This is a genomic window from Streptomyces sp. MST-110588 (assembly GCF_022695595.1).
Lineage (GTDB): Bacteria > Actinomycetota > Actinomycetes > Streptomycetales > Streptomycetaceae > Streptomyces.
The window spans coordinates 2,976,578-3,002,106 of sequence record NZ_CP074380.1 but is presented as its reverse complement, the minus strand read 5'-3'; the positions used below and the strand labels follow the sequence as shown (position 1 = coordinate 3,002,106).

General features: G+C 71.1%; 22 protein-coding genes and 1 pseudogene. 18 read left to right on the top strand and 5 right to left on the bottom strand.

Annotation, left to right across the window (positions count from 1 at the left end; genetic code table 11):
* Nucleotides 1–71: 71 nt before the first annotated feature.
* Nucleotides 72–644, bottom strand: coding sequence for a hypothetical protein (locus KGS77_RS13075; RefSeq protein WP_242581130.1), 573 nt, complete (start codon nucleotides 642–644; stop codon nucleotides 72–74).
* Between the two features lie 308 nt (nucleotides 645–952).
* The gene (locus KGS77_RS13070; protein WP_242581128.1) at nucleotides 953–1,750 is read right to left on the bottom strand and encodes an RDD family protein; all 798 of its coding nucleotides are present in this window, start codon (nucleotides 1,748–1,750) and stop codon (nucleotides 953–955) included.
* A gap of 315 nt (nucleotides 1,751–2,065) precedes the next feature.
* Here KGS77_RS13070 and KGS77_RS13065 point away from each other — a divergent pair, with 315 nt between their 5' ends.
* The 3 genes from KGS77_RS13065 to KGS77_RS13055 all read left to right on the top strand — a co-directional run bounded on the left by KGS77_RS13065 (nucleotide 2,066) and on the right by KGS77_RS13055 (nucleotide 4,853).
* Nucleotides 2,066–2,920 (top strand): bifunctional methylenetetrahydrofolate dehydrogenase/methenyltetrahydrofolate cyclohydrolase, encoded by an 855-nt coding sequence (locus KGS77_RS13065; protein ID WP_242581126.1) that lies wholly within the window; start codon nucleotides 2,066–2,068, stop codon nucleotides 2,918–2,920.
* Between the two features lie 21 nt (nucleotides 2,921–2,941).
* Nucleotides 2,942–3,370 (top strand): DUF3017 domain-containing protein, encoded by a 429-nt coding sequence (locus tag KGS77_RS13060; protein ID WP_242581124.1) that lies wholly within the window; start codon nucleotides 2,942–2,944, stop codon nucleotides 3,368–3,370.
* A 250-nt stretch (nucleotides 3,371–3,620) separates the two neighbouring features.
* Nucleotides 3,621–4,853, top strand: a complete 1,233-nt coding sequence (locus tag KGS77_RS13055; protein WP_242581122.1) for an NADP-dependent isocitrate dehydrogenase — start codon at nucleotides 3,621–3,623, stop codon at nucleotides 4,851–4,853.
* A 201-nt stretch (nucleotides 4,854–5,054) separates the two neighbouring features.
* Here KGS77_RS13055 and KGS77_RS13050 read toward each other — a convergent pair whose 3' ends face one another.
* Nucleotides 5,055–5,504 carry a hypothetical protein gene (locus KGS77_RS13050; RefSeq protein WP_242581120.1) on the bottom strand — a complete coding sequence of 150 codons (450 nt, stop codon included), beginning with the start codon at nucleotides 5,502–5,504 and terminating at the stop codon, nucleotides 5,055–5,057.
* A gap of 319 nt (nucleotides 5,505–5,823) precedes the next feature.
* Between KGS77_RS13050 and KGS77_RS13045 the strand changes: the two genes are divergently transcribed.
* The 8 genes from KGS77_RS13045 to KGS77_RS13010 all read left to right on the top strand — a co-directional run bounded on the left by KGS77_RS13045 (nucleotide 5,824) and on the right by KGS77_RS13010 (nucleotide 14,624).
* Nucleotides 5,824–6,774 carry a helix-turn-helix domain-containing protein gene (locus KGS77_RS13045; RefSeq protein ID WP_242581117.1) on the top strand — a complete coding sequence of 317 codons (951 nt, stop codon included), beginning with the start codon at nucleotides 5,824–5,826 and terminating at the stop codon, nucleotides 6,772–6,774.
* Nucleotides 6,771–7,823, top strand: a complete 1,053-nt coding sequence (locus tag KGS77_RS13040; protein ID WP_242581115.1) for an XRE family transcriptional regulator — start codon at nucleotides 6,771–6,773, stop codon at nucleotides 7,821–7,823. The genes KGS77_RS13045 and KGS77_RS13040 overlap by 4 nt, the downstream gene beginning before the upstream one ends.
* Before the next feature lie 240 nt (nucleotides 7,824–8,063).
* A complete protein-coding gene (locus tag KGS77_RS13035) occupies nucleotides 8,064–8,786 on the top strand; it encodes a helix-turn-helix transcriptional regulator (RefSeq protein WP_242581113.1) in 723 nt (240 codons plus the stop codon).
* Between the two features lie 230 nt (nucleotides 8,787–9,016).
* Nucleotides 9,017–9,508 carry a DUF2690 domain-containing protein gene (locus KGS77_RS13030; protein ID WP_242581111.1) on the top strand — a complete coding sequence of 164 codons (492 nt, stop codon included), beginning with the start codon at nucleotides 9,017–9,019 and terminating at the stop codon, nucleotides 9,506–9,508.
* Nucleotides 9,509–10,006: 498 nt separating this feature from the next.
* A complete protein-coding gene (locus KGS77_RS13025; protein ID WP_242581109.1) occupies nucleotides 10,007–10,996 on the top strand; it encodes a malate dehydrogenase in 990 nt (329 codons plus the stop codon).
* Nucleotides 10,997–11,331: 335 nt separating this feature from the next.
* Entirely contained in the window at nucleotides 11,332–13,173 is a 1,842-nt protein-coding gene (locus KGS77_RS13020; protein ID WP_347404487.1) for a hypothetical protein, read from the top strand.
* The gene (locus KGS77_RS13015; RefSeq protein WP_242581107.1) at nucleotides 13,160–13,540 is read left to right on the top strand and encodes a hypothetical protein; all 381 of its coding nucleotides are present in this window, start codon (nucleotides 13,160–13,162) and stop codon (nucleotides 13,538–13,540) included. Before KGS77_RS13020 ends, KGS77_RS13015 begins: the two co-directional genes overlap by 14 nt.
* Before the next feature lies 1 nt (nucleotide 13,541).
* Nucleotides 13,542–14,624 carry a hypothetical protein gene (locus KGS77_RS13010; RefSeq protein ID WP_242581106.1) on the top strand — a complete coding sequence of 361 codons (1,083 nt, stop codon included), beginning with the start codon at nucleotides 13,542–13,544 and terminating at the stop codon, nucleotides 14,622–14,624.
* Between the two features lie 22 nt (nucleotides 14,625–14,646).
* On the opposite strand, the gene KGS77_RS13005 is transcribed toward KGS77_RS13010, so the two are convergent.
* Nucleotides 14,647–15,150, bottom strand: coding sequence for an anthrone oxygenase family protein (locus KGS77_RS13005; RefSeq protein ID WP_242581105.1), 504 nt, complete (start codon nucleotides 15,148–15,150; stop codon nucleotides 14,647–14,649).
* A 104-nt stretch (nucleotides 15,151–15,254) separates the two neighbouring features.
* Here KGS77_RS13005 and KGS77_RS13000 point away from each other — a divergent pair, with 104 nt between their 5' ends.
* Nucleotides 15,255–16,391: an AraC family transcriptional regulator gene (locus tag KGS77_RS13000; RefSeq protein ID WP_242581104.1), complete on the top strand. Its 1,137-nt coding sequence runs from the start codon at nucleotides 15,255–15,257 to the stop codon at nucleotides 16,389–16,391.
* A gap of 487 nt (nucleotides 16,392–16,878) precedes the next feature.
* Here the strand turns inward: KGS77_RS13000 and KGS77_RS35000 are convergent.
* Nucleotides 16,879–17,172, bottom strand: a pseudogene (locus KGS77_RS35000) (helix-turn-helix domain-containing protein); the annotation flags it as partial.
* A gap of 539 nt (nucleotides 17,173–17,711) precedes the next feature.
* On the opposite strand from KGS77_RS35000, the gene KGS77_RS12990 reads away from it, so the two are divergent.
* The 6 genes from KGS77_RS12990 to KGS77_RS12965 all read left to right on the top strand — a co-directional run bounded on the left by KGS77_RS12990 (nucleotide 17,712) and on the right by KGS77_RS12965 (nucleotide 25,477).
* Nucleotides 17,712–19,220, top strand: coding sequence for an aldehyde dehydrogenase family protein (locus tag KGS77_RS12990; RefSeq protein WP_242581103.1), 1,509 nt, complete (start codon nucleotides 17,712–17,714; stop codon nucleotides 19,218–19,220).
* 122 nt (nucleotides 19,221–19,342) lie between these two features.
* On the top strand, nucleotides 19,343–20,932 hold the full coding sequence (locus tag KGS77_RS12985; protein WP_242581102.1) for a GMC oxidoreductase: 1,590 nt from the start codon (nucleotides 19,343–19,345) through the stop codon (nucleotides 20,930–20,932).
* Nucleotides 20,932–22,218 (top strand): glycine betaine/L-proline ABC transporter ATP-binding protein, encoded by a 1,287-nt coding sequence (locus KGS77_RS12980; RefSeq protein WP_242581101.1) that lies wholly within the window; start codon nucleotides 20,932–20,934, stop codon nucleotides 22,216–22,218. Before KGS77_RS12985 ends, KGS77_RS12980 begins: the two co-directional genes overlap by 1 nt.
* Complete coding sequence (locus KGS77_RS12975; protein WP_242581100.1) at nucleotides 22,218–22,460, top strand: hypothetical protein; 243 nt, start codon at nucleotides 22,218–22,220, stop codon at nucleotides 22,458–22,460. Before KGS77_RS12980 ends, KGS77_RS12975 begins: the two co-directional genes overlap by 1 nt.
* On the top strand, nucleotides 22,457–24,454 hold the full coding sequence (locus KGS77_RS12970; RefSeq protein WP_242581099.1) for an ABC transporter permease subunit: 1,998 nt from the start codon (nucleotides 22,457–22,459) through the stop codon (nucleotides 24,452–24,454). Before KGS77_RS12975 ends, KGS77_RS12970 begins: the two co-directional genes overlap by 4 nt.
* A gap of 21 nt (nucleotides 24,455–24,475) precedes the next feature.
* The gene (locus tag KGS77_RS12965; RefSeq protein WP_242587446.1) at nucleotides 24,476–25,477 is read left to right on the top strand and encodes an ABC transporter substrate-binding protein; all 1,002 of its coding nucleotides are present in this window, start codon (nucleotides 24,476–24,478) and stop codon (nucleotides 25,475–25,477) included.
* Nucleotides 25,478–25,529: the final 52 nt, after the last annotated feature.

Genomic DNA, 25,529 nt, shown 5'->3' with positions numbered 1-25,529 from the left:
GGCCGAACGAAAAGACCTCCGTCCCGCTGTGCGCGGGACGGAGGTCTTCGGCTGTGCTGCCGGCCGGCGGATCAGTAACGCGGGCGGTTGAACCAGGCCCCGCCGTCCGCCTTGGAGACGAACACGATGATCAGAATTCCCATCACCATGTGCAGAATGCCGACGGGGAAGCTCAAGAGGCTGAACAGGACGACCACCGAACCAAAGATGATCGTTCCGATACGTACGCCGTTTCCGCCCTTGGCGAACTGAAGGCCCAGGACTATCGCGGTCGCGGCGAACAGCACGATCGCGATGATCATGAAGATGAGCAGGCCCTTGCCGAAGTTGAACACCGACTGGCTTTCCGCGGAGCCGTAGGCCGAGACGGTGTGGGAAGCCTTGTTGACGCTGTTCAGGCCGATGACGGCGAAGATCAGGCCGATCAGGCCCAGGCCCGCGATGACGAAGAGCAGGACGCGGGCGGCCTTGACGCCGCCGGGCATCGTCATCGGCATGCCGGGCATCCCGCCGGGCATCATCCCGCCGCCCGGGTACGCCGCGTAGGGCTGCGGCTGCATCGGCTGCATGGGCTGCTGCGGGTAGCCGTAGCCGGGCTGGCCCTGCGGAGGTCCGTAGGGGTTGTTCTGATTGGGGTAACTCACGAGCGGTGTCCTTCAGGCGTCTTGAGCGGATGTCAGCGAATATAAGGGGACGTTAAAAGCCAACAGACTTCGTCATGATCGGCGGGCCGGTTCGCGGATGTCCACTCCGAATCCGCCCGACCCGGTTTTCGTGACGGGGTTCATACAAACCCGTAGGAGCGCATGCGGGTACATGTCTCTCCATACGGCTGCATGTCGGTTATGCGGCGTGGATTCGCAAGGGCCCTTGCGCGAGCGGTGCGAAGGGGCCCCTGGTGCCGTTGGCTCGGCTTGCGTATCGGCCGCGGTGGTGGGGCCACCGCGCCGGCTCACTGCGTACGGACGACCACCGTGCCGACGAACTTGTCGGCGAAGGTCTGGCCCTTCTCGTCCCAGGCCGGCCACAGGAAGCCGAGGTAGCAGGGGAGCGCGTCCACGATGTGGCACAGGCGGCGCAGGAAGGCCATGCCGAAGCCGATCGGCTGGCCGGTGGCCTCGCTGACCAGCCTGATGTTCATCGCCTTCTTGCCCGGCGTCTGGCCGGTCGAGCCCTCCTTGACGAGGATGAAGATCCCGCCGATCAGGCCGGCGAGGCTGCCGAGCAGGATCAGGAGCAGGGCGCCCATGGTGAAGCCGGCGGTCGAGGAGGATGCGGCGGCCCGGTCGAAGGCGTCGGTGACGCACTGGGGGTCACGGCAGTAGGAGGTGTCCGGGATCGCCTCGTGGGCTGCGCCGAGTGCCGTGAAGAAGGCCAGGGAGCCACAGATGGTCGGTATGAGACCCACGATGAGGTAGTCCAGGAGGAACGCGCCGACCCGGGCGCCCCAGCTCGCGTAGCCCTGGGGCGCGCCCATTCCCATGCCCGGGCCCGGCATGCCGCCCTGGGCGCCGTACGGGGACGGGGCCGCCTGCTGCGGGTAGCCGTACGGCTGCTGAGGTTGCTGGGGCTGCTGGGGGTAGCCGTAGGGCTGCTGGGCGGGCGGGGCCTGCTGGGGGTAGCCGTAGCCCGGCTGTCCGTCCTGGGGCGCCGCCGGCTGGCCGTAGGGCGCCTGCGGGGGCTGTCCGTACGGGCCGGGCTGCGCCTGGGGCGGCTGACCGTACGGATTGTTCGGGTCACCGAAACTCATGAGTGGTTTTCCTCCGTTGTGTTCAGTGGGGGACGACGCGGCGATTTCGGAGGAAAAACAGGGATTCAGTGGCCCGCCCCCGACGATGCCTGCGGCACTGCCCGGCAATCTTTCTAGTTGCGCAATATTGTTGTCCAGTCAAGCTCTACCGGCGTTGTGCAAGCGCAATGATCGATTCCGTTCCGCGGCCGGTGCGGTCCTGAGAGGAGCGTGAGAGGAACCTGAGGGGAGTCTGAGAGAAGCCCGAGAGGAGTCAGGGGGAACAGGGCGTGCCCTGATTGGAACGGGGATGGCTTCATCCGGGAGGATGGGGGCATGAGCGCCCAGATTCTCGATGGCAAGGCCACCGCCGCCGCGATCAAGTCCGAACTCGTCACTCGTGTCGAGGCACTGAAGGCCAAGGGCGTGCAGCCCGGCCTCGGTACCCTCCTGGTCGGGGACGACCCCGGCAGCCGCTGGTACGTCAACGGCAAGCATCGCGACTGCGCGCAGGTGGGCATCGCCTCCATCCAGCGCGAACTGCCCGAGACCGCCACGCAGGAGGAGATCGAGGCGGTCGTACGGGAACTCAACGACAACCCGGAGTGCACGGGCTACATCGTTCAACTCCCCCTTCCCAAGGGCATCGACACCAATCGCGTCCTCGAACTGATGGACCCCGCCAAGGACGCCGACGGGCTGCACCCGATGAGCCTGGGCCGGCTGGTGCTCAACGAGGAGGGGCCGCTGCCCTGCACCCCGTACGGCATCATCCAGCTCCTGCGCCACCACGGTGTGGAGATCAACGGGGCGCACGTGGTCGTCGTCGGGCGCGGCATCACGGTCGGGCGCTCGATCCCGCTGCTGCTGACCCGCAAGTCGGAGAACGCCACCGTCACCCAGTGCCACACCGGCACCCGTGACCTGTCGGCGCAGCTCAAGCAGGCGGACATCATCGTCGCCGCGGCCGGCGTGCCGCACATCATCAAGCCCGAGGACGTCAAGCCGGGCGCGGCCGTGCTGGACGTCGGCGTCAGCCGGGACGAGAACGGCAAGATCGTCGGCGATGTGCACCCGGGCGTCGCGGAGGTCGCGGGCTGGCTCTCGCCCAACCCCGGTGGCGTCGGTCCGATGACCCGTGCGCAGTTGCTGGTCAACGTGGTCGAGGCCGCCGAGCGCGCGGCGGGCTGACCGGAGGAAGGACTGCCACCCATGGGTGCCGAAGCGCATTCGGACGGCGCGTCCGCGCCACAGCGCAGATCACGCCGTTTTCCGCTCATCACGAGGGACACCGCCCGGCCGGAGGGCGGCGGCCGGGCCGCCCCGGGGGACGCCGCCGCCCCCGTACGGCAGTGGCCGCTGCTGGCGGTCGGCGGCGGTGTCGCGCTGGGGCTGCTGATCACCGCCTTCGACGCCTTCCGTATCGGGACGATCCTGGTCGGGCTGTCCCTGCTGGCGGGGGCCGTGCTGCGGCGGGTGCTGCCGACGGTGGGCATGCTGGCCGTACGGTCGCGCTTCACGGACATGGCCACGTACGGCGGGCTGGGGTTCGCCATCGTCATGCTGGCGCTGATGGCCCAGCCCAAGCCGTGGCTGTCGATCCCGTTCCTGGACGACGTGGTGCACTTCACCGTGCGCTGAGCCGGTCGGCGCAGCCGCCCCGGGACCGCCGGGCCGGGTCCGCCGCTGGGACCGCCGCTCTGGAACCGCCGGGCCGGGGCCATCGTGCCGACCGGACCGGCGGCACGCCGACACCGCGCGGGAAAGGGCCGCCCAAGAATCTTGTTGTCGAGTATCTTGATGCCGAGATAAGTCGACGAGTCGCCGACGCTGCCTGCCCTCCTGCCATGAACAGGGGGGTCCGAACCGCGCGAGAGGGACATTTCAGCTTATGGCCAAGATCAAGGTAGCCAACCCCGTAGTCGAGCTCGACGGCGACGAGATGACCCGCATCATCTGGTCCTTCATCAAGGACAAGCTGATCCTCCCGTACCTCGATGTCGACCTGAAGTACTTCGACCTGGGCATCGAGCACCGCGACGCCACACGTGACCAGGTGACGGTCGACGCGGCCGAGGCCATCAAGAAGTACGGCGTCGGCGTGAAGTGCGCGACCATCACGCCGGACGAGGCGCGGGTGGAGGAGTTCGGCCTCAAGGCGATGTACCGCTCGCCCAACGGCACGATCCGCAACATCCTCGGCGGCGTGGTCTTCCGCGAGCCGATCCTCATGGAGAACGTGCCCCGGCTGGTCCCCGGCTGGACCAAGCCGGTCGTCGTCGGCCGGCACGCCTTCGGCGACCAGTACCGTGCCACCGAGCTGAAGGTCCCCGGCGAGGGCACGCTGACCATGACCTTCACGCCCAAGGACGGCGGCGAACCGGTCGAACTGGAGGTCCACGAGTTCCCCGGCGCCGGGGTCGCGCTGTCCATGTACAACCACGACGAGGCCATCCGCGACTTCGCGCGCGCCTCCTTCCGGTACGGCCTGGAGCGCGCGTACCCGGTCTACCTGGGCACGAAGAACACGGTCCTGAAGAAGTACGACGGCCGCTTCAAGGACCTCTTCCAGGAGGTCTTCGACGCCGAGTTCGCCGAGGAGTTCCGGGCCCGCGGACTGACGTACGAGCACCGGCTGATCGACGACATGGTCGCCTCCGCGCTCAAGTGGGAGGGCGGCTACGTCTGGGCCTGCAAGAACTACGACGGTGACGTCATGTCCGACATCGTCGCGCAGGGCTTCGGCTCGCTCGGCCTGATGACCTCCGTCCTGATGTCGCCCGACGGCCGCACCGTCGAGGCGGAGGCCGCGCACGGTACGGTCACCCGCCACTACCGCCTGCACCAGCAGGGCAGGGCCACCTCGACCAACCCGCTCGCCTCGATCTACGCCTGGACCCGGGGACTGGCCCACCGCGGCCGGCTCGACGGCACACCGGAGGTCACGGAGTTCGCCCGGACCCTGGAGCAGGTGTGCGTGGAGACCGTCGAGGGCGGTCAGATGACCAAGGACCTGGCCCTGCTGATCTCCAAGGACCAGCCGTACCTGACCACCGAGCAGTTCCTGGACGCGCTGGACGCCAACCTTCAGAAGAAGATGGCGGATCAGGGCCGGCAGGTCTGATCAGGGTTGGTTGAGCGTAGGCACGACGGCGGCCCGTCCTCTCCCCGTGAGAGGACGGGCCGCTGTGCGTACGGATGAGGGCCGACCGAATGACGGACCGAACGGATCACCGGATCACCGGATCACCGGATGACGGGCCGACTGTATGTCCGCTCAACTGACGGTCCGGTCAATCGCCCGTTCGCTCAATCGACCGATCGGTCACTTGCAGGTCGCGCTCTTGCGGATGTCGATCGCATAGACCTTCCAGCCCGGGTTCAGGCCGGCGCCCTCCTTGGGGTACCAGCACTCCCAGTGCTTCTGGCCGCCGTTGTAATGAACGTAGATGCGGGCGCCGTCGTCGTTGCGGCTGTTGTAGATGTAGTTGGCCTTCTTCGCCTTGGGGCCGAGGCCCTGGTAGCCGTAGTCCTTGTAGCCCGCGAGGAAGGTGTCGCCCTTGTAGAAGCACACCTGCGGGTAGTCGCACGCCGGACGCGCGAGGGCGACGGACGCCCCGGCGGCGGACTGGCCGGCCGTGGTCTGCTTCGCGACGGCGGTGGGCGCCTTCTGGGCCTGTGAGGACGCGAAGGCGCCGGGGGCCGTACCGCCGGCGACCAGCGCGCCGAAAGCCAGGGTCGCCGTGGCGATCGCTACGTGCTTGCGTGGGTTCATGGTCCGGGTTCCTCCCCGTTGCGGTGAGGGCGGCGCGGGGTGGACCGCACCGCCCGGCTGGCAGCACCGACTTTGACGCGCCACATCGCCAACAGCCACCGCCGGCTGCCAAAATGGACCACCGTGGGACGTCCCACGCCACCACCTGCGACGATGCGGCGTCCCATGAGGGATCGACGGGACGCCCCGACGCGGAAGAGGTGGCCGAAAGCGGTTCCGGGGGGTGGCGGAAACAGGAAGCGGCGGCCGGGGCGTCGCCATGATGGGCGCATAGGGGGCTCTCGCCTCGGGGGAACGCAGAGCGCGTGTGGGGTGGAACATGTCGCGTTGGAGGGAACTGCCTGCCTCGCTGGATCAGCGGGTACGCCAACTGGTCGGACAGCTCAGACGGTTGAAGGATCACAGCGGGCTGAGCCTGGCCTCGCTGGCCGCCAAGACCACGTACAGCCGCTCCTCCTGGGAGCGCTACCTCAACGGGAAGCAACTGCCGCCCAGGGACGCGGTGGAACAACTGGCGCGGGTGTGCGGTACGGAGCCGACCCGGCTGCTGGTGCTGCACGAACTCGCGGCCGAGGCATGGCCGGATGCGACCGTTGAGAACGGTGGGGCTGATGAGGCCGTGGAGACTCTTGAGGCCCCTGAGGCTGGCAGGTCCGGTGGGTCGGGCGAATCCGACAGTTCCGTCGGGCCTGGCGGGTCCGGCGGGTCGGGAGAGCTGTGCAAGCCGGACGGATCCGGCGTACCGGATGCAGTTGGTGCATCCGGCGAAGCCGGTGAGGGCCGCGCGGGGCGACGGTTCCGCCGCTCGCAGGTACTGGTGGCCGTCGTGGCCGTGGCCCTGGCCGCCCTCGCCGCCTGGCTGCTGACCGCCCGCCCCTGGCAGGACGACTCGCGGCCCGGCGGCCCGGGCGTGGCGCAGGGCCAGGAGCAGCACCAGGGCCAGGGCCAGGGACGGGGAGGGGAGCAGCACAGCCTGCCGCCGTTCGTCTTCGTCCAGGGCCGCTCGCACCCGTGCGACGTGGAACGCAAGGGCAGCGAGCTGCGGGCCGGGTACAGCCCGACCCGCGAGACCCTGATGGACCTCAAGAGCTCGGGCTGGGAGGTCCTGGAGGCGCAGTGCCTGCTGCGCCACCACGGTTACGACCCGGGCGTCACCGACGGCTCGTACGGCCCGCGTACCAAGAGCGCCGCCAAACGCTTCCAGAAGGCCCGTGACCTGGTCGTCGACGGCATCGTCGGACCGGACACCTGGGAGGAGCTGCGCCGGTGAGGACGGAACATCCGCCGTCGGCCGAGTGCGTACGGCTGGCCGCCGGACTGCGTGAACTGCGGGAGCGTACGGGGCTGAGCCTGGCCGGGCTGGCCGGGCGCACCCCGTACAGCAAGTCGTCCTGGGAGCGGTACCTCAACGGGAAGAAGCTGCCGCCCAGGCAGGCGGTGGAGGCGCTGTGCCGGCTGGCGGGGGAGCCCGCCGGCCGGCTGCTGGCGCTGTGGGAACTGGCGGAACAGGCGTGGAGCGGCCGGAACGGGACGACTGCCGGGACGGTGGCCGGGACGGGCGGCGGGGCCCGGCCCGGACCGGAAGCCGGAGCGGGGGCCGAGGCGGGGCCGGGCGCGGGTACGGGGCCGGGCCCGGACACAGGTGCGAGTACAGGTACGGGAGAGGAGACCCGGAACGGCGACTCGTCCGGCCACCGGGCGACCGGCCGCGTCTTCGGGCATGCGTTCGGGCGTCCGTGGCCCCGCGGGGCGTTGTTCGCCTCCGCCACGGCCGTCGTCGTGGCGGCCGTCGTCGTACCGCTGCTGCTCACGTCGGCGCCGGGGAGGCACTCGGCGGACGAACGGACCCCCGCCGCGTCCGCGCCGCCGCCCGGCCCCACATACGAGCAGTCCTTCCAGCCCGGCTGTACGGGCCGGGAGTGCGAAGGGCAGGACGCGTACGAGATGGGGTGCGGCGCGCAGGGCCTGGCGGTGAGCCTGCTCAAGCGCACGGCGGCGGGCGGTCAGCGGGTCGAGATCCGGTACGGCGCGAAGTGCGGCGCGGTGTGGGCGCGGACGATGAACCTGCGGGTCGGGGACCAGGTCGAACTGTCGCTGCCGGGCGCCGATCCCAAGAAGCTTCGTGCGGTCGGCCAGCGGGACACCGAGGTCTACCGCTCGACGGCGATGACGGCGACCGGGGACCCCGGCCGGGCGACGGTCTGCCTCTCGCCCGCGACCGGCGCGAAACGCGAATGCTTCTCGCCCCCTTCCTCGGTGCCGCCCTCCGGCACGGGCGAGGCGAAGACCCCGGAGGCCCAGGAGCGGCCCAGCACGTGACCGCGGAAGGCGGCGACAGTCCGCGAAGGTCCGCGAGAGGCGACGAAAGACGGCGTGCGCCGGACGGGTCACGGCCCGAACGCTTCCATGCGCCCCTGAGAGCGGAACTGGCATCCTGGCTACGGCATCCCTACGAGTAACCGAGCGACCACGCGGACGGCACGCGGGGGCGCGACCCGGACTAGCAGCAGTACGCACTGAACGGCGCATGCCGCGTATACGGGGGGATAGGGGGAGGCAATGCCTCGCTGGAGGGCGCTACCGGAAGAACTCGACCCGAGGGTGCGGGAGTTCGCCAGTCAGTTGCGCACGCTCGTGGAGCGCAGCGGTCTGAGCGTGGCCACCGTCGCGGACCGGACCGGCTACAGCAAGACGTCGTGGGAGCGCTATCTCAACGGCCGGCTGCTGCCGCCGCAGCGCGCGGTCGTGGCGCTGGCCGAGGTGACCGGCGCGGACACCGGACACCTCACCACCATGTGGGAGCTCGCGGAGCGGGCGTGGAGCCGTTCGGAGGCGCGCCACGACATCACCATGGAGGCCACCCGGGTGGCGCAGGCGCGGGCCGCGCTGGGTGAATTCGGTCCTCCGCCCGCCAAGGCCAAGGGCCGACGCAGGGAGAGAGTCGGCAAGGACGACAAGAACGACAAGAACGACAAGGGGGGCCACGCGAGCAGGGAGGGCAAAGGCGACAGGAGGGACAAAGGCGGGGTCGGTCAGGGCAGGAGCGCGGACCGCTACGGCGGTGAGCCGCCCTCCCGTACGGACTTCCCCGGCATGGCCGCACCCCCACCGGCCGCCACGCCCCCGGCCCGCGCACCGGCACCGCCGACGCCTTCCCCTCCTCGCCCCCGCCCCCGGCTTCTTCCGCCTCACCGCCCCCGTCCGCCACCGCGGCCACATCCGCCTCGCCGCCGCTGCGGTGGCCGACGGCCGTGCCGCCCCCGGCCCCGCCCGGGTCCGTAGTGGCCGGCATATCCGGCGCGCGCGGTCCCACGGACGCCGCGCGCGGATACGGTGCCGTCGACGCCAACAGCGTCACCAGTGCGCCAGGCGCCACGGACACCCCGAGCCGCCCGGGCGCCTCATCCGCCACCTCGCCCGCCCCAGGAGGTGCGGGCAGGGATACGGACCGTACGGGCAAGGGGGGTCGCCCCGGAGCCACCGACCGGCAGCGGCGCCGGCACCGCGCGACGATGTTCCTGTCCGGGCTCGTCGGGGCGCTGCTCGTCATCGCCGCCGCCGTACTGCTGCTGGACCTGAAGGGCGGCGAGCCCTTCGGCAGGGCGGCGCACCCGTCGCCCTCACCGTCCCCGTCCGCGAGCAAGAAGCCCGTCCTGCCCGCCGGGGTAAAGTGCAACGGCACGGCCTGTGCCGGGAAGGACCCGGAAGTCATGGGGTGCGGCGGCCAGTACGCCACCAGCCCGTCCCGGGGCCTGGCGGGCGGCGCGCTGATAGAGGTCAGGTACAGCAAGGTGTGCAGTGCGGCGTGGGCGCGGATCACCGGTGCGGCGCCGGGCGACCAGACCACCGTCACCGCGGCGGGCCGCAGCGAGAAGGCCGGGGCCGGGCGGGACGGCGACGCCTATACGGCGATGGTGCCGGTGACCGGCGACCCGAAGAAAGTCAAGGCGTGCGGGACGACGACCACGGGCGCCAAGGGCTGCACCAGGCCCACGGCACGCTGATCCCGACCCGACCCGACCCGACCCGATCTGATCCGACTCGACCCGATCCGATCCGACTCGACCCGATCCGATCCGACTCGGCCCAACCCGGCCCGGCCCGGCCCGACCCGCCGTGCCGGTCCGGACCGGCCGTCCCGGACCCGCGTCCAAAAAAACGTACGAAGGAGGATTGCCCCGCCGGATCGAGGGCAGGCGGCCGTTAACCCCACGGGTGCGCACAACCCGGCGACCGCCCGCCTCCCCCCACTTCCGGCGGGCGGTCGCCCACTTCCGCGAGCACGCCCGTGGGAGGCATCGGAGCACCCGGCCGTACGGACCCGGTCGGCCGAGCCGGTGAGGCGTTCCACACCGGCCCGTCTCCTGTGCGGAGCGCCCGTCCGATAGCCTGACGGCCGAGTCTCTCGATACCAAGAGACCTCGGTAAATGGGCAGGGACACCCTCCGCCAGCAATGGGGTCAGGGGGCTTGCCCCCAGAAAACAGCGCGCAGGAGATCGCCATGACCCGCACTCCCGTCAATGTCACCGTCACCGGCGCGGCCGGCCAGATCGGTTACGCACTCCTCTTCCGCATCGCTTCCGGTCACCTCCTCGGCGCTGACGTGCCGGTCAAGCTGCGCCTCCTGGAGATCCCGCAGGGCCTGAAGGCCGCCGAGGGCACCGCCATGGAGCTCGACGACTGCGCCTTCCCGCTGCTGCGCGGCATCGAGATCACCGACGACCCGAACGTGGCGTTCGACGGCGCGAACGTGGCGCTGCTGGTCGGTGCCCGTCCCCGTACCAAGGGCATGGAGCGCGGCGACCTGCTGGAGGCCAACGGCGGCATCTTCAAGCCGCAGGGCAAGGCCATCAACGACCACGCCGCGGACGACATCAAGGTGCTGGTCGTGGGCAACCCCGCCAACACCAACGCCCTGATCGCCCAGGCCGCCGCCCCGGACGTACCGGCCGAGCGCTTCACCGCGATGACCCGCCTGGACCACAACCGCGCCATCTCGCAGCTCGCGCAGAAGACCGGCGCGCAGGTTTCGGACATCAAGAAGCTGACCATCTGGGGCAACCACTCCGCGACCCAGTACCCGGACATCTTCCACGCCGAGGTCGCCGGCAAGAACGCCGCCGAGGTCGTGGGCGACCAGGCGTGGCTGGCCGACACCTTCATCCCGACCGTCGCCAAGCGCGGCGCCGCGATCATCGAGGCCCGTGGCGCCTCCTCGGCCGCCTCCGCCGCCAACGCCGCCATCGACCACGTCCACACCTGGGTCAACGGCACCGCGGACGGCGACTGGACCTCCATGGGTATTCCCTCGGACGGCTCCTACGGCGTCCCGGAGGGCCTGATCTCCTCCTTCCCCGTCACCACCAAGGACGGCAAGTACGAGATCGTCCAGGGCCTGGAGATCAACGACTTCTCGCGCGAGCGCATCGACGCCTCGGTCAAGGAGCTGGCGGAGGAGCGCGAAGCGGTCCGCGGCCTGGGCCTGATCTGACCTGACCTGATCTGTCCTGACCTGGTCTGACCTGGACTGACCTGGTCTGGTCTGACACCTGCGGCTGCCGCCTCCGTCACAGCGATCACCCGCTGCTGACGGCGGCGACGGCCGTCATCCGAGTGCCACCCGAGCCCGTACGGAACAGCGAGTTCCGTACGGGCTTCCGGTTGTTCGCGGCGTTTCCGTGGGAGCCTGACGCCGGCGCTCAGCCCGTTCCCCAAGTCGCCTGACACGGGCCGTCGGGCTGCCCTATGCTGCGGCCTCCACGTCGCACAACTCACGTGCCGTAATGGGCAGTCGGGCCTTGGGGGAAGCCGGTGACTCAGACGTACGTGCCTCAGCAGCCCGGCGGCCCGGAGGGTGTACCGGCCGCCGTGCCGCCGGTCGCTCCGAGCGCCAGCGAGGCCACCCGCCTCATGTGCGCCGGCACGTACCTCGACGAAGAGTTCCGGGACGCGGTGATCGAGGAGCTGTACGTCCACGAGGAGCGCCTCGCCGCCCCGTCGCTGGGCCACAACGCGGCCCGGGTCCTGGCCCACGCGCTGCGCGCCCGGCGCATCGAAACCGCCTGGGCCGGCGCGATCCTGCTGCTGTGGGTCGTGGCCGTGCCGCTCACCTCCGGCCTGATCCTGGCCTTCCTGCCCCCGGTGCTGATCCTGGCGGTCGCCTCCTTCGTCCGCGGACGCGCCGACCGGCCGCCCTGGTACCGCCGCGTCACCGCATTCGTGCTGCGCTGGTACGCCCGGCTGTCCCTCCTCCTGGTCGGCGTGCTGCTCCTGGTGGCAGCACTGGCCGGCGAGGAGACCGGACCGCTCGGCTCCGGCAGCGGCTCCGGCACCGGCTTCGGCTCCGGCTTCGGCTCCGGGCCGTCGTCAGACGTCACGTACGACGGTCCGGGCAGCCCGCTGGCGCTGATCCCCGACGCCCTCATGGGGTGGGCCACCGGAGCCCGCCCCTTCCACGCCTGGATCGCCCTGGCCCTGCCCCTCGTCCTGGCCTGCGCGGTGGGCGCGCAGCGCGGCCAGTTCGCCCGCGCCCTGACCGGGGAGCTCTCCCGGACCCGGTTCCCCGACGTCATGGCCGATCCCGCCGAGCGGGCGGAGGGCGCCCGCTTCCAGCGGCTGCGGCAGCGCATCCGTACCGAACAGCACGGCCCGATGGTGATGTACGCGCCCGCCAACCCCTTCTGCGGCGCGGGCGTCCCGTACGAGCCGTGGTCGCTGTCGGTCGAGCTGCGCCCGCGCAAGGGCCGCAGGCCGGAGCCGATGGACAACAGTGCCGTGCTGGCGCGGATCATCCCGCTGGTGGAGGCGCTGCGGGTGCCCGCCCCCCACGGCTCGCCACAGGCCGCCGCCGCGGTGCGCGACCGGCTGCGCGGCCTGGAGATCGACCAGTGCGTCTTCCTGCCGGTGGACGGGCTGCCGCGGCGCGCCGACGCCCCGTACGAACCGGAGGCGTTCGAGGCCCACCGGGCACGCGCCGTCGAGGAGGGCGGTGAGACCCGGCGGCACTTCCTGCGGATCAGGGTCGGCGGCTGGGGCGAGGGAATCGTCACCACGGTCTTCGTACGGGTACATACCCAGGGCGGCATGTTCATGCTGGAGGTGGCCCCGCACGTCCTCCTGCCGCTGCGCCCGCTGTTCCGCAACGCGGACCGGATCGCCCACCGGTACCGCAACAACCACCCCTTCGGGAAGGCCGTCTGGGTACTGACGCGGATGCCCGGCTCGGCGGGCCGGGCGCTGCTCACCCTGTGGCGGGGCTTCGTCTCCGTATGGCGGATGGCCACCGGCGGCCACGGCGGCGCGCTGCCCGACGGCCCGGCGGTCTCCGTACGGGAACTGGCCATGGCCCGCGGCGCCTCGCTCTTCCAGGACATGGACGTCAGCCGCTACCTGAAGAGCATCCAGGACCGGGTGGCCGGCGGCGTACGGCTGGCACTGCACGAAGCGGGCTGGCAGACCGAGGAGTTCGAGCAGCGGATCGTCAACGTCAGCAACGGCGGGACCTTCATCGAGACCGCGCACGGGGCCGTCGGGATCGGCGACCACAACATCATCACCAACCACCAGGCCGGTCATGACGGCCGGACCAACAGGACAGGACGGCCGGGCGGGGCGGCGGGCCGCGGCGGCGAGTCCCCGGACACGGGAGGCAATCGTGACAGGAGCTGACGAGAGGGACGGCGGCATCCACATCGGCGATGTGCACGGCGCCTTCGCCATCGGCGACCACAACACGGTCACCAACCGGACCGGCGACGGACAGGAGCGGCCCGGCCCGGACGCCGAACACGTCGAACTCCACGCCGCCGTGAGCCAGTTGAGGGCCGACCTGGACCGGCTGATCGGCACCCCGCAGACCACCGTCCTCGGCGCCGAACTCGCCGACGCGCAAGAGGAGATGGAGACCACCGGCCGCCCGGCTCCGGGCCGGCTGACACGACTGCGTACGGCCCTGACGGACGCGAGCGCGGTGACCGGGATGCTGGCGTCGGGCGCCGCGGTCGGCCAGGCGGTGGCCGGGCTGCTGGGAGGATGAGATGAGCACGGGCGGCGGCGGGGCGCGCTGGAACGAGGAGACACAGAGCTGGGACGACGGCGGCCCGGCCCCGGCGCCGTACACCGGGCCGCCGCCACCGCGCCCACGGACCGCGCCACGGACCGGCGACGTGTCGCGGACCGGCGGCACGCCGGAGCCCGGCACCCCGTGGTCCGACGCGGCGTGGACCCACGACGCGACGTGGCCCCACGAGGCGACGTGGCCCCAGGACGCACCATCACCCGTACCGCCTGGCGCGTCACTCCCCGTACCGCCCGACGCCCCACCTTCCGGTTCACGGCCGCGTACGTGGTCCACGCCGATCGTCGTGGGCGTCACCGTCGCCGTCGTGGCCGCCGGCCTCACCGGCGGCTGGCTGTTGTGGGGCCGCGACGGCGGCGACCGTACGGGCGCCCGGCCCCCGGCGTCGGCCTCCCCGTCCGCCGGCCGGCAGACGCCCGCCGACACGGACGGCGCACGCGGCACGGACGGCGCGCCCGGCACCTCACCCGCCGGCCCCTCTCCCGGCACGTCCGGTTCGGCCCCCTCCGGCACCGCGGCCCCGGTGCCGGAGGGTTACCGGCTGACCAGGGACAGCCAGGGCTTCACGCTCGCGGTGCCCGAGGACTGGACCCGCAGCCTGGAGAAGGACGGCGTCTTCTACCGGTCACCGGATCACCGCAGCCTGCTCCAGATCTTCGAGATCACCGAGCCGGACATCACGCCGTACGAAGCACTGCGGCTGACCTCGAAGAACCTGGCGGGCAATCCGGGCTACGAGGAGATCACCCTCGAACAGATCCCTGGACCCGAAACCGCTTCCGAATCCGAAACCGCTTCCGCACCCGCACCCGGATCGGACACCGACTCCACCGACACCGGCTCCCCACCCGCCGCGCAGCTCGTCTACGCGTACGACAGCGAGAAGCTGGGGGTACGCTGCCGGGTCACCGACCGCGCCTTCGGCGTCCCGGACGGGCGGCAGTTCGCCGTACTGGCGGGCGGCCCGGACGCCGACTGGCCGCGCCAGGAGGAGATCCAGCGCATCGCGCTCCAGTTCTTCGACGCGTCCTCGACCTCCTGAACCGCCGTCGCACCACCCGGCGCTACGACCGCCCGCGTACCATCAACGCCCACACCAGACAGGCCAGCGCGCCCGTACTCGCCACCGCACGCCCCACGTTCCAGTGGACCCACGCCGCCTCGAACTGCCCGCGCGCCACGGAGAGCGCCGCGTCCGGAAGCCGCGCCGCGTTCCCGGCGGCCTCCAGCCGGTCGTTGAGCGGAATGCTGACGGCGAAGGTGATGCCCAGCGCCACCCCGTACAGCACGAGCGCCGCCACCAGCCACGGCAGCAGGGACCGCCCGTCCGCCCGCAGATGAAGGGCGACGGCGGCCACGGTGAAGATCAGCGCCCCGCCGAACGCGATGCTGAACCACCCGTTCTGTATCGCCACGTTGATCCGCTGCATCGCCTCGACGAACGCCCGGTCATCCGTCTGCCGCAGACCGGGCATGACCGCGCAGGCGAAGGCGTAGAAGAGCCCCGCGCTGAGCCCCATGGTGGCGGTGGCCGCGAACAGCGCCGCGTTCCTGATCGACTCGTACATGGCTGGCAGTCAACCGCCGCGTACGGGCCCGGGCCATGGCCGACCCGCTCACCCCCATGTTCCGTCGTCCACAGCCGTCCAGGAGTTCGCCTACGCTGAGCCCCATGGACCCACTGGCGGACCTCCTGGACGGGCCGCGCGCCCGCGGCGCCTTCCTGCTCCGCTCGGTCCTCGATCCGCCCTGGTCCGTACGGGTCGAGGACCGGGCACCCCTCACCCTCCTCACCATGTCCCACCGCGACGCCTGCGTCACCGTCCCCGGCGACCGGTCCCCGACGCCGGACGCGGTACGGCTCCGCCCCGGTGACCTGGCGATCCTGCGCGGCCCCGACCCGTACACCGTCGCCGACAGTCCGGAAACGGCCGCCCGGCCGCCCCGCGTCATCATCCACCCGGGCCAGATCTCCGCCACCCCCGAGGGCGACCCGCTGTGTGAGGCCATGGACCTGGGCATCCGTACCTGGGGCGACGCGCCGCAGTCCCCCGAAGAGCGGGCGGCGTCCGACTCGGCGATCATGCTCAGCGGCACATACCAACTGCACGGTGAGATCAATCAGCCGCTGCTCCGCGCCCTGCCCGCCCTGGCGCTCCTGCCCGCGGTCGCCGCGCACCCCTCGCTGGGCCCCTTGCTGTCGCTGCTGGCCGAGGAGATCGGCCGGGACGAACCCGGACAGGACGTCGTCCTGGACCGGCTCCTCGATCTCCTGCTCGTCGCCGCCCTGCGCCTGTGGTTCTCCCGCCCGGAGGCCCAGGCGCCGCCTTGGTACCGGGCGCAGAGCGACCCCGTGGTCGGCCGGGCGCTCCGCTTCCTGCACGAGGACCCGGCCCGTCCGTGGACCGTCTCCGCCCTGGCCGCCGCGACCGGCGTCTCACGCGCCGCGCTGGGCCGCCGCTTCACCCGGCTCGTCGGCGAACCACCCATGACCTACCTGACGCACCGGCGCCTCGACCTCGCCGCCGACCTGCTGCGCGAGCCGGACCTCACGATCGGCGCGGTGGCCCGCCGGGTGGGCTACGGCAGTTCCTTCGCCCTGAGCACGGCCTTCAAGCGCGTACGAGGCATCAGCCCCCAGGACCACCGGAACCGCCATCTGCCCCAGCCTCCCGCTCCTCCCACTCTCCCCGCTCCTCCCGGCAGTCCCTGCACCGGCCCGGTGCCGGCCCCCGGAACGCCCGGTCGCAGCCCTCGCAGTTCTGCAACGGCACGGGCAGCCGCGACGGGCCGGGCGGCGCAGGTGTGACCACCGGCAGCTCGGGCGGCAGCAGACTGGACAGCCGGTACGTGAGGAGACCAGCCGGATGGGGAATGGGCCCGGCGGGCAGATCCCCACTGAGCGTACGTACCACCCGCTCAGCCGGTACTCCACGCTCCAGCCAGACCTCCACCGCGGGCACCAGCCGCTCAACGGCCCGCTCGGGCAACGTCAACCGCGTATCCACCCGCCGCAGTCCGGCCAGCAGCGCAAACGCCGCGGACCCCGCCACCTCCACGTCCACATCCGCAGCAACAGCCGGAACAGGGGCGGGAGCAGGCGCCGGGGCCGGGGCCGGAGCAACAGCAGCACGCACAGGCGCCGCCACCTCCGCGACAACTCGCACGGGCGCCAACTCCTCCTCGACAGCCGCCGCTTGTCGCCGCACCTCCGCCCCCGGGCACTCGAAATAGGTCGTCCGCGTGACGATCCGCTGCCCCTGCGTACGCTCCTTCTCCCGGAGCAGATAGCCCGCCGCTTCCAGTTCCCGCAGTGCGGCGGCGATCCGGTACTCGCTCTCCGGGAAGTGCTCGGCCAGGGCCTTCACGCTGACCTTGGACCCCTCCGGCAGGGACTGGATGTACAGCGCGATACCGATCGCGGTGGCGGACAGGTTCGGATGCTGGGCCAGGTGATTGCCGACAACGGTGAAGTGGCTCTTGTGCCGGTACCGGACGATGGTGACACCGGAAACCCGGGACACGGAGGACGATGTCGGCGGACGCTGGACGCGCGCGGAAGGACACGCGCTAGACTGACGTGAAGTCATCGGGAAGGCTGGCTTTCTTCCTGTTGATCAGGCCCTCGGAGCCGGGATGCCAGTCCCGCCGGGGGCCGAAGTTTTTTTGTGGACTTGTGACCTTGTGGCGCGAACGTACCGCGCCAACTCACCCATCTGCCACTCCGTCACCTGATCAGGTGACGCATGGGTTCCCGTACGAACAACGGTAGGGACAGGTTGGGTTGGTCCTTCCCCGGTCCTTTCTTGGCGTCGCAGCTCGCCACGTCGTGGCTCACCACATCGCGGCTCACCGGATCGCGGTATTCGCCCCCGGTGGCGGCGGTGAGGTGCCGCGGTTCGGGAAGAGGGTGCTCTTTGCGCTCTCGATGAAGAGGGGGTGCATTGCGCGGCCGTACGGGCGATGCAATGGGGCGTAATGCCACATTTTCGGGCATTCGGCTGCACATTTAGTGAGTCGGGTCACTTTCCCTGGAGGTTTGGGCATAGGCGAGGGGCTTCCGGGGAGGGGTCCTCGTTGCTGGTGTGAACCAGTGGGAACGAATCGGAAACCGAAAGGCAGAGCAGACGTGTCGGCAGTCGAGACCATTCACGTAGACGGGGTGTGGCGCCCGGCCGCATCCGGCGCCACGCGGGAGGTCCTCGACCCCGCCGACGCCACCACCCTCCAGGTCGTCGCCGAAGGGGACGTCGAGGACGTGGACGCGGCGGTTCAGGCCGCGCGCCGGGCGTTCGACGGCGGGGCGGGGGCCTGGCCGCGTACGTCCGTGGCGAACCGGGCCGCGCTGCTGCGGCGGGTGGCGGAACTGCTTCAGCGGGACCGCGAGGAAATCGCGCTCATCGAGAGCCGGGACACCGGCAAGACGCTGGAGGAGGGGCGCGTCGACGTCGACGACGTCACCAATGCTTTCCGGTACTTCGCCGATCTGGTGGCGGGGGAGAGCGGCGGGCGGGTCGTGGACGCGGGATCGGCGGATGTGCACAGCGTCGTCGTGCACGAGCCGGTCGGTGTGTGCGCGATGATCACCCCTTGGAATTATCCGCTGCTCCAGGCCAGTTGGAAGGTTGCCCCGGCACTGGCCGCCGGAAACACCTTTGTGATCAAGCCGAGTGAGATCACTCCGCTGTCGACGGTGTATCTGGTGCGGTTGCTGGTGGAGGCCGGGCTGCCGACGGGTGTCGCGAACATCGTCACCGGGGCCGGGGTGCCGGTGGGGGCACGGCTGGCCGAGCACCCGGACGTGGACCTGTTCTCCTTCACCGGTGGTCTGGCCAGCGGTACCAAGGCCGGGGCCGCGGCCGTGGCGGGGGCGAAGAAGATCGCCCTGGAGCTGGGCGGCAAGAATCCCAATGTCGTCTTCGCCGATGCCTGTGCCACCGAGGAAGGCTTCGACACCGCCGTCGACCAGGCGCTGAACGCCGCGTTCATCCACAGTGGCCAGGTCTGCTCGGCCGGTGCCCGGCTGATCATCGAGGAGTCGGTGCGGGACCGTTTCGTCGCCGAGCTGGCCCGCCGCGCCGAACGCATCAAGCTCGGCCGCGGCACCGCCGAGGGCGTCGAGTGCGGACCGCTGGTTTCCCGGCAGCAGTTGGAGAAGGTCGAGGCGTACGTGGCCTCCGCCCTGAAGGAGGGCGCACGGCTGCGCTGCGGCGGCGTACGGCCCGAGCCCAGCGACGTACGGCCCGCGAGCGGCTACTTCTACGCGCCGACCGTCCTGGACGGCTGCCACCGCGAGATGAAGGTCGTCCGCGAGGAGACCTTCGGCCCGATCCTGACGGTGGAGACCTTCACCACCGAGGACGAGGCCGTGGCGCTGGCCAACGACACCGAATACGGCCTGGCGGGCGCGGTGTGGTCCGCCGACACCGCCCGCGCGCGCCGGGTCGCCGCGCGGCTGCGGCACGGCACCGTCTGGATCAACGACTACCACCCCTACCTCCCGCAGGCGGAGTGGGGCGGCTTCGGGAAGTCCGGCATCGGCCGGGAACTGGGCCCCGCGGGTCTGGACGAGTACCGCGAGACCAAGCACGTTTACGAGAACCTCCGGCCCGAGCCGGTCCGCTGGTTCGCGGGCTGAGTGGCCGAGTACGCCCGGTCTTTCCCAGCAGTACGCATGCGCGTGCGCACGGCCGTTGGTACAGCCCACACAACGCACGTACGCCACGAGACGCACGCACCTCGCCAAAGGAGCACAACCTCATGCCCGCCACCACCACCCCCAACTCCTCGCTCGGCACTCCATCCCGCACGGTCGAAGCCGACTACGTCGTCGTCGGCGGCGGCACCGCCGGTTCGGTGATCGCCTCCCGGCTCGTGGAGGACCCCGGCACCTCCGTCGTCGTCATCGAAGGCGGCCCCTCGGACCTCGGCCGCGAGGACGTCCTGACCCTGCGCCGCTGGCTCGGCCTGCTCGGCGGCGAACTCGACTACGCCTACCCCACCACCGAGCAGCACCGCGGCAACTCGCACATCCTGCACAGCCGCGCCAAGGTGCTCGGCGGCTGCTCCTCCCACAACACCCTGATCTCCTTCAAGCCGCTGCCCGGCGACTGGGACGAGTGGGCCGAGGCGGGGGCCACGGGCTGGGACGCGAAGTCCATGGACCCGTACTACGCCAAGCTGCGCAACAACATCGTCCCGGTGGACGAGAAGGACCGGAACGCCATCGCCCGCGACTTCGTGGAGGCGGCGCAGAAGGCGACCGGCGTGCCGCGCGTGGAGGGCTTCAACAGCAAGCCGTTCCACGACGGTGTCGGCTTCTTCGACCTCGCCTACCACCCGGAGAACAACAAGCGCTCCTCGGCGTCGGTGGCCTACCTCCACCCCCACATGGAGGCGGGCGACCGGCCCAACCTCCACCTGATGCTGGAGACCTGGGCGTACAAGCTGGAGGTGGACGGCACCCGGGTCACCGGCGTCCACGTCCGTACGAAGGAGGGCGAGGAGATCCTCGTCAAGGCCGGGCGCGAGGTGCTGGTGTGCGCGGGCGCGGTGGACACCCCGCGGCTGCTGATGCACTCCGGCATCGGGCCGGCCAAGGACCTGGAGGCCCTGGGCATCACGGTCAAGCACGACCTGCCGGGCGTCGGCGAGAACCTGCTCGACCACCCCGAGTCGGTCATCGTCTGGGAGACCGACGGCCCGATTCCCGAGAACTCCGCGATGGACTCGGACGCCGGGCTGTTCGTGCGCCGCGACCCCGGGTCGCGCGGCCCGGACCTGATGTTCCACTTCTACCAGATCCCCTTCACCGACAACCCCGAGCGCGTGGGCTACACCAAGCCCGAGCACGGGGTGTCGATGACGCCGAACATCCCCAAGCCGCGCAGCCGCGGCCGGCTGTACCTGACCAGCGCCGACCCCGAGACCAAGCCGGCGCTGGACTTCCGGTACTTCACCGACGAGGAGGACTACGACGGCCGGACCCTGGTCGACGGCATCAAGATCGCCCGCGAGATCGCGAAGACCGAGCCGCTGGCGGGCTGGCTCAAGCGCGAGGTGTGCCCGGGCCCGGAGGTGACCTCCGACGAGGACATCAGCGAGTACGCGCGCAAGGTCGCACACACCGTCTACCACCCCGCCGGCACCTGCCGCATGGGCGCGGCGAGCGATGAAATGGCCGTCGTGGACCCGGAGTTGCGCGTGCGGGGCCTTGAGGGCATCCGGATCGCGGACGCGTCCGTCTTCCCGACGATGCCCGCCGTGAACCCGATGATCGGCGTCCTGATGGTGGGGGAGAAGTGCGCGGAGATTCTCCGTGCGACCCCGGCCCAGGGGGGTGATGCGTGATGACTAAGGCCACCGCCGCCGGCGCGTCCGGCATACCCAGGCCGCGTACCGGGTCCGCCGTCGAGGGCACGGACGGGTCCGGGCGCGAAGACCGGGGCGTACGTGACTCGCGTGACATGCATGGCGCACCTGACGTAGGTGACGACGTACGGGAGTCTCGCGACGTACGGGAGTCTCGTGACGTACGGGAGTCTCGTGACGTACGGGAGACGGGTGCCGCGCGGGAGCAGGACGGCCGCGAGGTGGTCTTCTCCGTCCGCAACCTGTGGAAGGTCTTCGGCCCCAAGGCCGAGCGCATCCCCGGGAACACCGAACTGACCGGCCTGTCCGCCCGGGAACTGCGCGAGCGCACCGGCTGCACCGCCGCCGTCCGCGATGTCTCCTTCGACGTCCACAAGGGCGAGTCCTTCGTCGTCATGGGCCTGTCCGGCTCCGGCAAGTCCACCCTCGTACGCTGTCTGACCCGGCTCATCGAGCCGACCAGCGGCGTGCTGGAGATGGACGGCGAGGACGTCCGCGCCATGGACCGCACCGCGCTGCGCGAGCTGCGCCGGCACCGCGCGGCCATGGTCTTCCAGCACTTCGGGCTGCTGCCGCACCGCTCCGTCCTGGACAACGTCGCCTACGGCCTGGAGATCCAGGGCATGGGGCGGTCCGAACGCCGCGTCAGGGCCGCCGAGATGGTGGACAAGGTCGGACTGGCGGGCCTGGAACAGCGCCGTCCCGGACAGCTCTCCGGCGGCCAGCAGCAGCGCGTCGGGCTGGCCCGCGCGCTGGCCGTGGACCCCGAAGTCCTGCTGTTCGACGAGCCGTTCAGTGCGCTGGACCCGCTCATCCGGCGCGACATGCAAGAAGAGGTCGTCCGGCTGCACCGCGAGGAAGGCCGCACGATGGTCTTCATCACCCACGACCTCGCCGAGGCGCTGCGCGTCGGCGACCGGATCGCCCTGATGCGGGACGGCCGAATCGTCCAGCTCGGCACCCCGGAGGAGATCGTGGGCTCGCCCGCCGACGACTACGTACGGGACTTCGTCCGCGACGTACCGCGCGAGCAGGTGCTGACCGTACGGCGCGCGATGCGCCCGGCGCGGTCCGGCGAGGCGGACGAGGGCGCGGCGCTGACGCCGGACACGCTGATCTGCGACGCCATCGAGGCCGTGGCCCGTACCGGCGGTGCGGCGCGGGTGGTGGACGGCGGGCGCTGCCTGGGCATCGTGGACCACGCCTGCCTGCTCAACGTCGTCGCCGGGATCGGTGACGCCGGGCGCGGCGAGGTGGCTGCCTGATGCCCGCGATACCTGCCCTGGCCACGTACGTGGTCTCCTGGGGCGCCGCCGCCCGTACGGCGGGCGAAGGAGTCCCGGTCGTGCCTGCGCCGTCATCCGCCCTGAGCCCGGCCTCGGGTCCGTCCGGCGCCCCGGCCCTGATCACCCGATGGCGGGTGGCGCTGGTACGGCGCTGGCGCGCGGCACAGCGCGCGGCGGCGGCGAGCGTGCCGGCCGGCACGGTGAAGCGGGGCCGCGCATGAGCAGCACCGCCGCCCCCACACCGTCCGCCACCGCCCCCCTGTCCGCCGTCCCCGGCCCGCTCCGTGCGCTGCTGCGCCACCGAGCCCTGCACAAACTCCTCCTGCTGGCCGCCCTCGCCGCGGTCCTCGTACCGATCGCGCACGCCAAATGGGCGAGCGGCACCTGGCCCGACGCGCTGACCGTCGACCTGACCGGGCCCCTGGGCCGTACCAGCGACTGGATCATCGACAACCGCGACAGCCACCCGCTGTTCGTCTACTTCCTCGGCCACCTCAGCAACGCCGTGGTGCTGTCCGTACGCGGCGTCTACCTGCTGCTGCTCGCACTCGGCTGGACCGGTGTCACGGCCGGTGTCACCCTCGTCGCCTGGCGCGTCGCGGGCCCGCGCATCGCCCTCACGGCACTTGTGTCCTTCCTGGTCAGCGGCGTGCTGGGGATGTGGGTGCCCACCATGCAGACGCTCGCGCTGATGATCGTGGCGGTGCTCGCCTCGGTCGTCGTCGGCGCGCTGCTGGGACTGGCCGCCGGGCTCTCGGACCGGCTGTTCCGGCTGCTGCGGCCCGTACTGGACACCATGCAGGTGCTCCCCGCCTTCGCCTATCTGCTGCCCGTCGTGCTGGTCTTCGGCATCGGCGTGCCGGCCGCGCTGCTGGCGACCGTGGTGTACGCGGCGCCGCCGATGGCCCGGCTGACCGCGCTGGGCCTGCGCGGCGCCGATCCCGGCGTACTGGAGGCGGTCTCCTCGCTCGGCGCGACCGGCCGGCAGCGGCTGCTGTCCGCCCGGCTGCCGCTGGCCCGTAAGGAACTGCTGCTCGGCCTCAACCAGACGATCATGATGGGTCTGTCGATGGCCGTGATCGCCTCCATGATCGGCGCCGCCGGACTGGGCGACCGCGTGTACCAGGCACTGGCCTCGGTGGACGTGGGCGCCGCGCTGGCCGCCGCGGTCCCGATCGTGCTGCTGGCGATCGTCATGGACCGTACGACGGCCGCCGCGGGCGAACGGATGGGCGCCCGCGCCGAAGCCACCGGACCCGCGCTGCTGCGCGGGTGGCGCGCCTGGGCGGGCGTCGCGGCGCTGACCGCCGTACTCGCCCTCGCCGGCCGACTGGCCGGCTCCGCGGTCTGGCCCACCGGCTGGACGGTGGCGATCGCCCGGCCCGTCAACGACTTCAAGGAGTGGATGGTGGACCACCTCTACTCCGGCGTACCGGTCATCGGCGGCACCGCCGACTGGGCCGCGCGCTTCACCTCCTGGGTCCTGGACCCGCTGCGCGACGGCCTGACGGCCCTGCCGTGGTGGGGCGTGCTGCTGATCGTCGCCGCGCTGGCCTGGCTGATCGGTACGTGGCGTACGGCCCTGACCGCCGTACTCGCGATGGCCGCCATCGGCGTACTGGGCGTCTGGAAGCCCTCCATGAACACCCTCTCCCAGGTGCTGGCGGCCCTGGCGGTCACGCTGGTGATCGGCTTCGGCGTGGGCATCCTGGCCGCCGGCAGCAAGCGCCTGGAAGCGGTGCTGCGGCCCGTACTGGACGTCATGCAGACGATGCCGCAGTTCGTGTACCTGATCCCGGTCGTCGCGCTGTTCGCCGTCGGCCGCGCCCCGGCCGCCGCCGCGGCCGTCGTCTACGCGCTGCCCGCCGTCATCCGCATCACCACCCAGGGCCTGCGGCAGGTCGACCCGGCCGCGCTGGAATCCGCCCGCTCGCTGGGCGCCGGCCGCTGGCAGCAACTGCGGCAGGTCCAACTCCCGCTCGCCCGGCCCGCGCTGCTGCTGGCCGTCAACCAGGGCGTGGTGCTGGTCCTGGCCGTCGTCATCATCGGCGGGCTGGTGGGCGGCGGCGCCCTGGGCTATGACGTGGTGACCGGGCTGGCCACCGGCAACCTGGCGCTCGGGCTGGTCGCGGGGGTGGCCATCGTCTGCCTGGGGCTGATGCTGGACCGGGTCACCCAGCCGACGGAACGCCGTACGACGGGGAAGGGGGCCTGAGCCATGACGATCATCACCCGTATGGGACCCCGTACCCGCAGACGCACCACGGTCGCCGGCACGTCCCTGCTGGCCGGCGCCGTCCTGCTGTCCCTCAGCGGCTGCGGCAAGGCCGACATGACCAAGCAGGCGTCGCCCTTCGCGGCGGCCAAGGGAACCAAGTCGGTCACCCTGTCCGTACAGACCTGGGTCGGCGCACAGGCCAATGTCGCCGTGGCCAAGCACATCCTCGAACACGAGATGGGCTACCACGTCGACACCGTCCAGGTGGACGAGATCCCCGCCTGGGACGCGCTGAGCCAGGGCCGGGTGGACGCCATCCTGGAGGACTGGGGCCACCCCGACCAGGAGAAGCGTTACGTCAAGGACAAGAAGACGATCACGGCGGGCGGCGGCAACGGCGTCACCGGCCACATCGGCTGGTGGGTCCCCAAGTACTGGGCCGACGCCCACCCCGACGTCACGGACTGGAAGAACCTCAACAAGTACGCCGACCAGCTCCGCACCTCGGAAAGCGGGAACAAGGGCCAGCTCATGGACGGTTCGCCGTCCTACGTCACCAACGACAAGGCGCTGGTGAAAAACCTCAAGCTCGACTACGAGGTCGTCTTCGCGGGCTCCGAGGCGGCGCAGATCACCCAGATCCAGCAGTTCGCCAAGGCGAAGAAGCCGTTCCTGACGTACTGGTACGAGCCGCAGTGGCTGTTCAACGAGGTACCGATGGTGGAGGTGAAACTCCCCAAGTACACGGACGCCTGCGCCGAAAAGGGCGCCGAGGACCCCACCTCCGTCGACTGCGCCTATCCGACGACACCGCTCCAGAAATACTTCAACACCGACTTCGTCAAGAGCGGCAGCGACGCCTCGAAGTTCCTGAAGAATTTCCACTGGACGAAGGAGAACCAGAACGCCGTCTCCCAGATGATCGCCTCCGACGGCCTCTCGGCGGACGAGGCGGCCAAGCGGTGGGTGGACAAACACCCCGACGTCTGGAAGAAGTGGCTCACCGGTCCCGGTAGATAACCGGAACCGGTCCGCACGACGCATCGTCACGGGCCGGGCGCGTGCGGCTTCA

Excerpts from the sequence above, each read along its gene's own strand:
- KGS77_RS13070 (WP_242581128.1), bottom strand. The coding sequence starts at position 1,750 with ATGAGTTTCGGTGACCCGAACAATCCGTACGGTCAGCCGCCCCAGGCG.
- KGS77_RS13065 (WP_242581126.1), top strand. The coding sequence starts at position 2,066 with ATGAGCGCCCAGATTCTCGATGGCAAGGCCACCGCCGCCGCGATCAAG.
- KGS77_RS13060 (WP_242581124.1), top strand. The coding sequence starts at position 2,942 with ATGGGTGCCGAAGCGCATTCGGACGGCGCGTCCGCGCCACAGCGCAGA.
- KGS77_RS13055 (WP_242581122.1), top strand. The coding sequence starts at position 3,621 with ATGGCCAAGATCAAGGTAGCCAACCCCGTAGTCGAGCTCGACGGCGAC.
- KGS77_RS13050 (WP_242581120.1), bottom strand. The coding sequence starts at position 5,504 with ATGAACCCACGCAAGCACGTAGCGATCGCCACGGCGACCCTGGCTTTC.
- KGS77_RS13045 (WP_242581117.1), top strand. The coding sequence starts at position 5,824 with ATGTCGCGTTGGAGGGAACTGCCTGCCTCGCTGGATCAGCGGGTACGC.
- KGS77_RS13035 (WP_242581113.1), top strand. The coding sequence starts at position 8,064 with ATGCCTCGCTGGAGGGCGCTACCGGAAGAACTCGACCCGAGGGTGCGG.
- KGS77_RS13030 (WP_242581111.1), top strand. The coding sequence starts at position 9,017 with ATGTTCCTGTCCGGGCTCGTCGGGGCGCTGCTCGTCATCGCCGCCGCC.
- KGS77_RS13025 (WP_242581109.1), top strand. The coding sequence starts at position 10,007 with ATGACCCGCACTCCCGTCAATGTCACCGTCACCGGCGCGGCCGGCCAG.
- KGS77_RS13010 (WP_242581106.1), top strand. The coding sequence starts at position 13,542 with ATGAGCACGGGCGGCGGCGGGGCGCGCTGGAACGAGGAGACACAGAGC.
- KGS77_RS13005 (WP_242581105.1), bottom strand. The coding sequence starts at position 15,150 with ATGTACGAGTCGATCAGGAACGCGGCGCTGTTCGCGGCCACCGCCACC.
- KGS77_RS13000 (WP_242581104.1), top strand. The coding sequence starts at position 15,255 with ATGGACCCACTGGCGGACCTCCTGGACGGGCCGCGCGCCCGCGGCGCC.
- KGS77_RS12985 (WP_242581102.1), top strand. The coding sequence starts at position 19,343 with ATGCCCGCCACCACCACCCCCAACTCCTCGCTCGGCACTCCATCCCGC.
- KGS77_RS12980 (WP_242581101.1), top strand. The coding sequence starts at position 20,932 with ATGACTAAGGCCACCGCCGCCGGCGCGTCCGGCATACCCAGGCCGCGT.
- KGS77_RS12975 (WP_242581100.1), top strand. The coding sequence starts at position 22,218 with ATGCCCGCGATACCTGCCCTGGCCACGTACGTGGTCTCCTGGGGCGCC.
- KGS77_RS12970 (WP_242581099.1), top strand. The coding sequence starts at position 22,457 with ATGAGCAGCACCGCCGCCCCCACACCGTCCGCCACCGCCCCCCTGTCC.
- KGS77_RS12965 (WP_242587446.1), top strand. The coding sequence starts at position 24,476 with ATGGGACCCCGTACCCGCAGACGCACCACGGTCGCCGGCACGTCCCTG.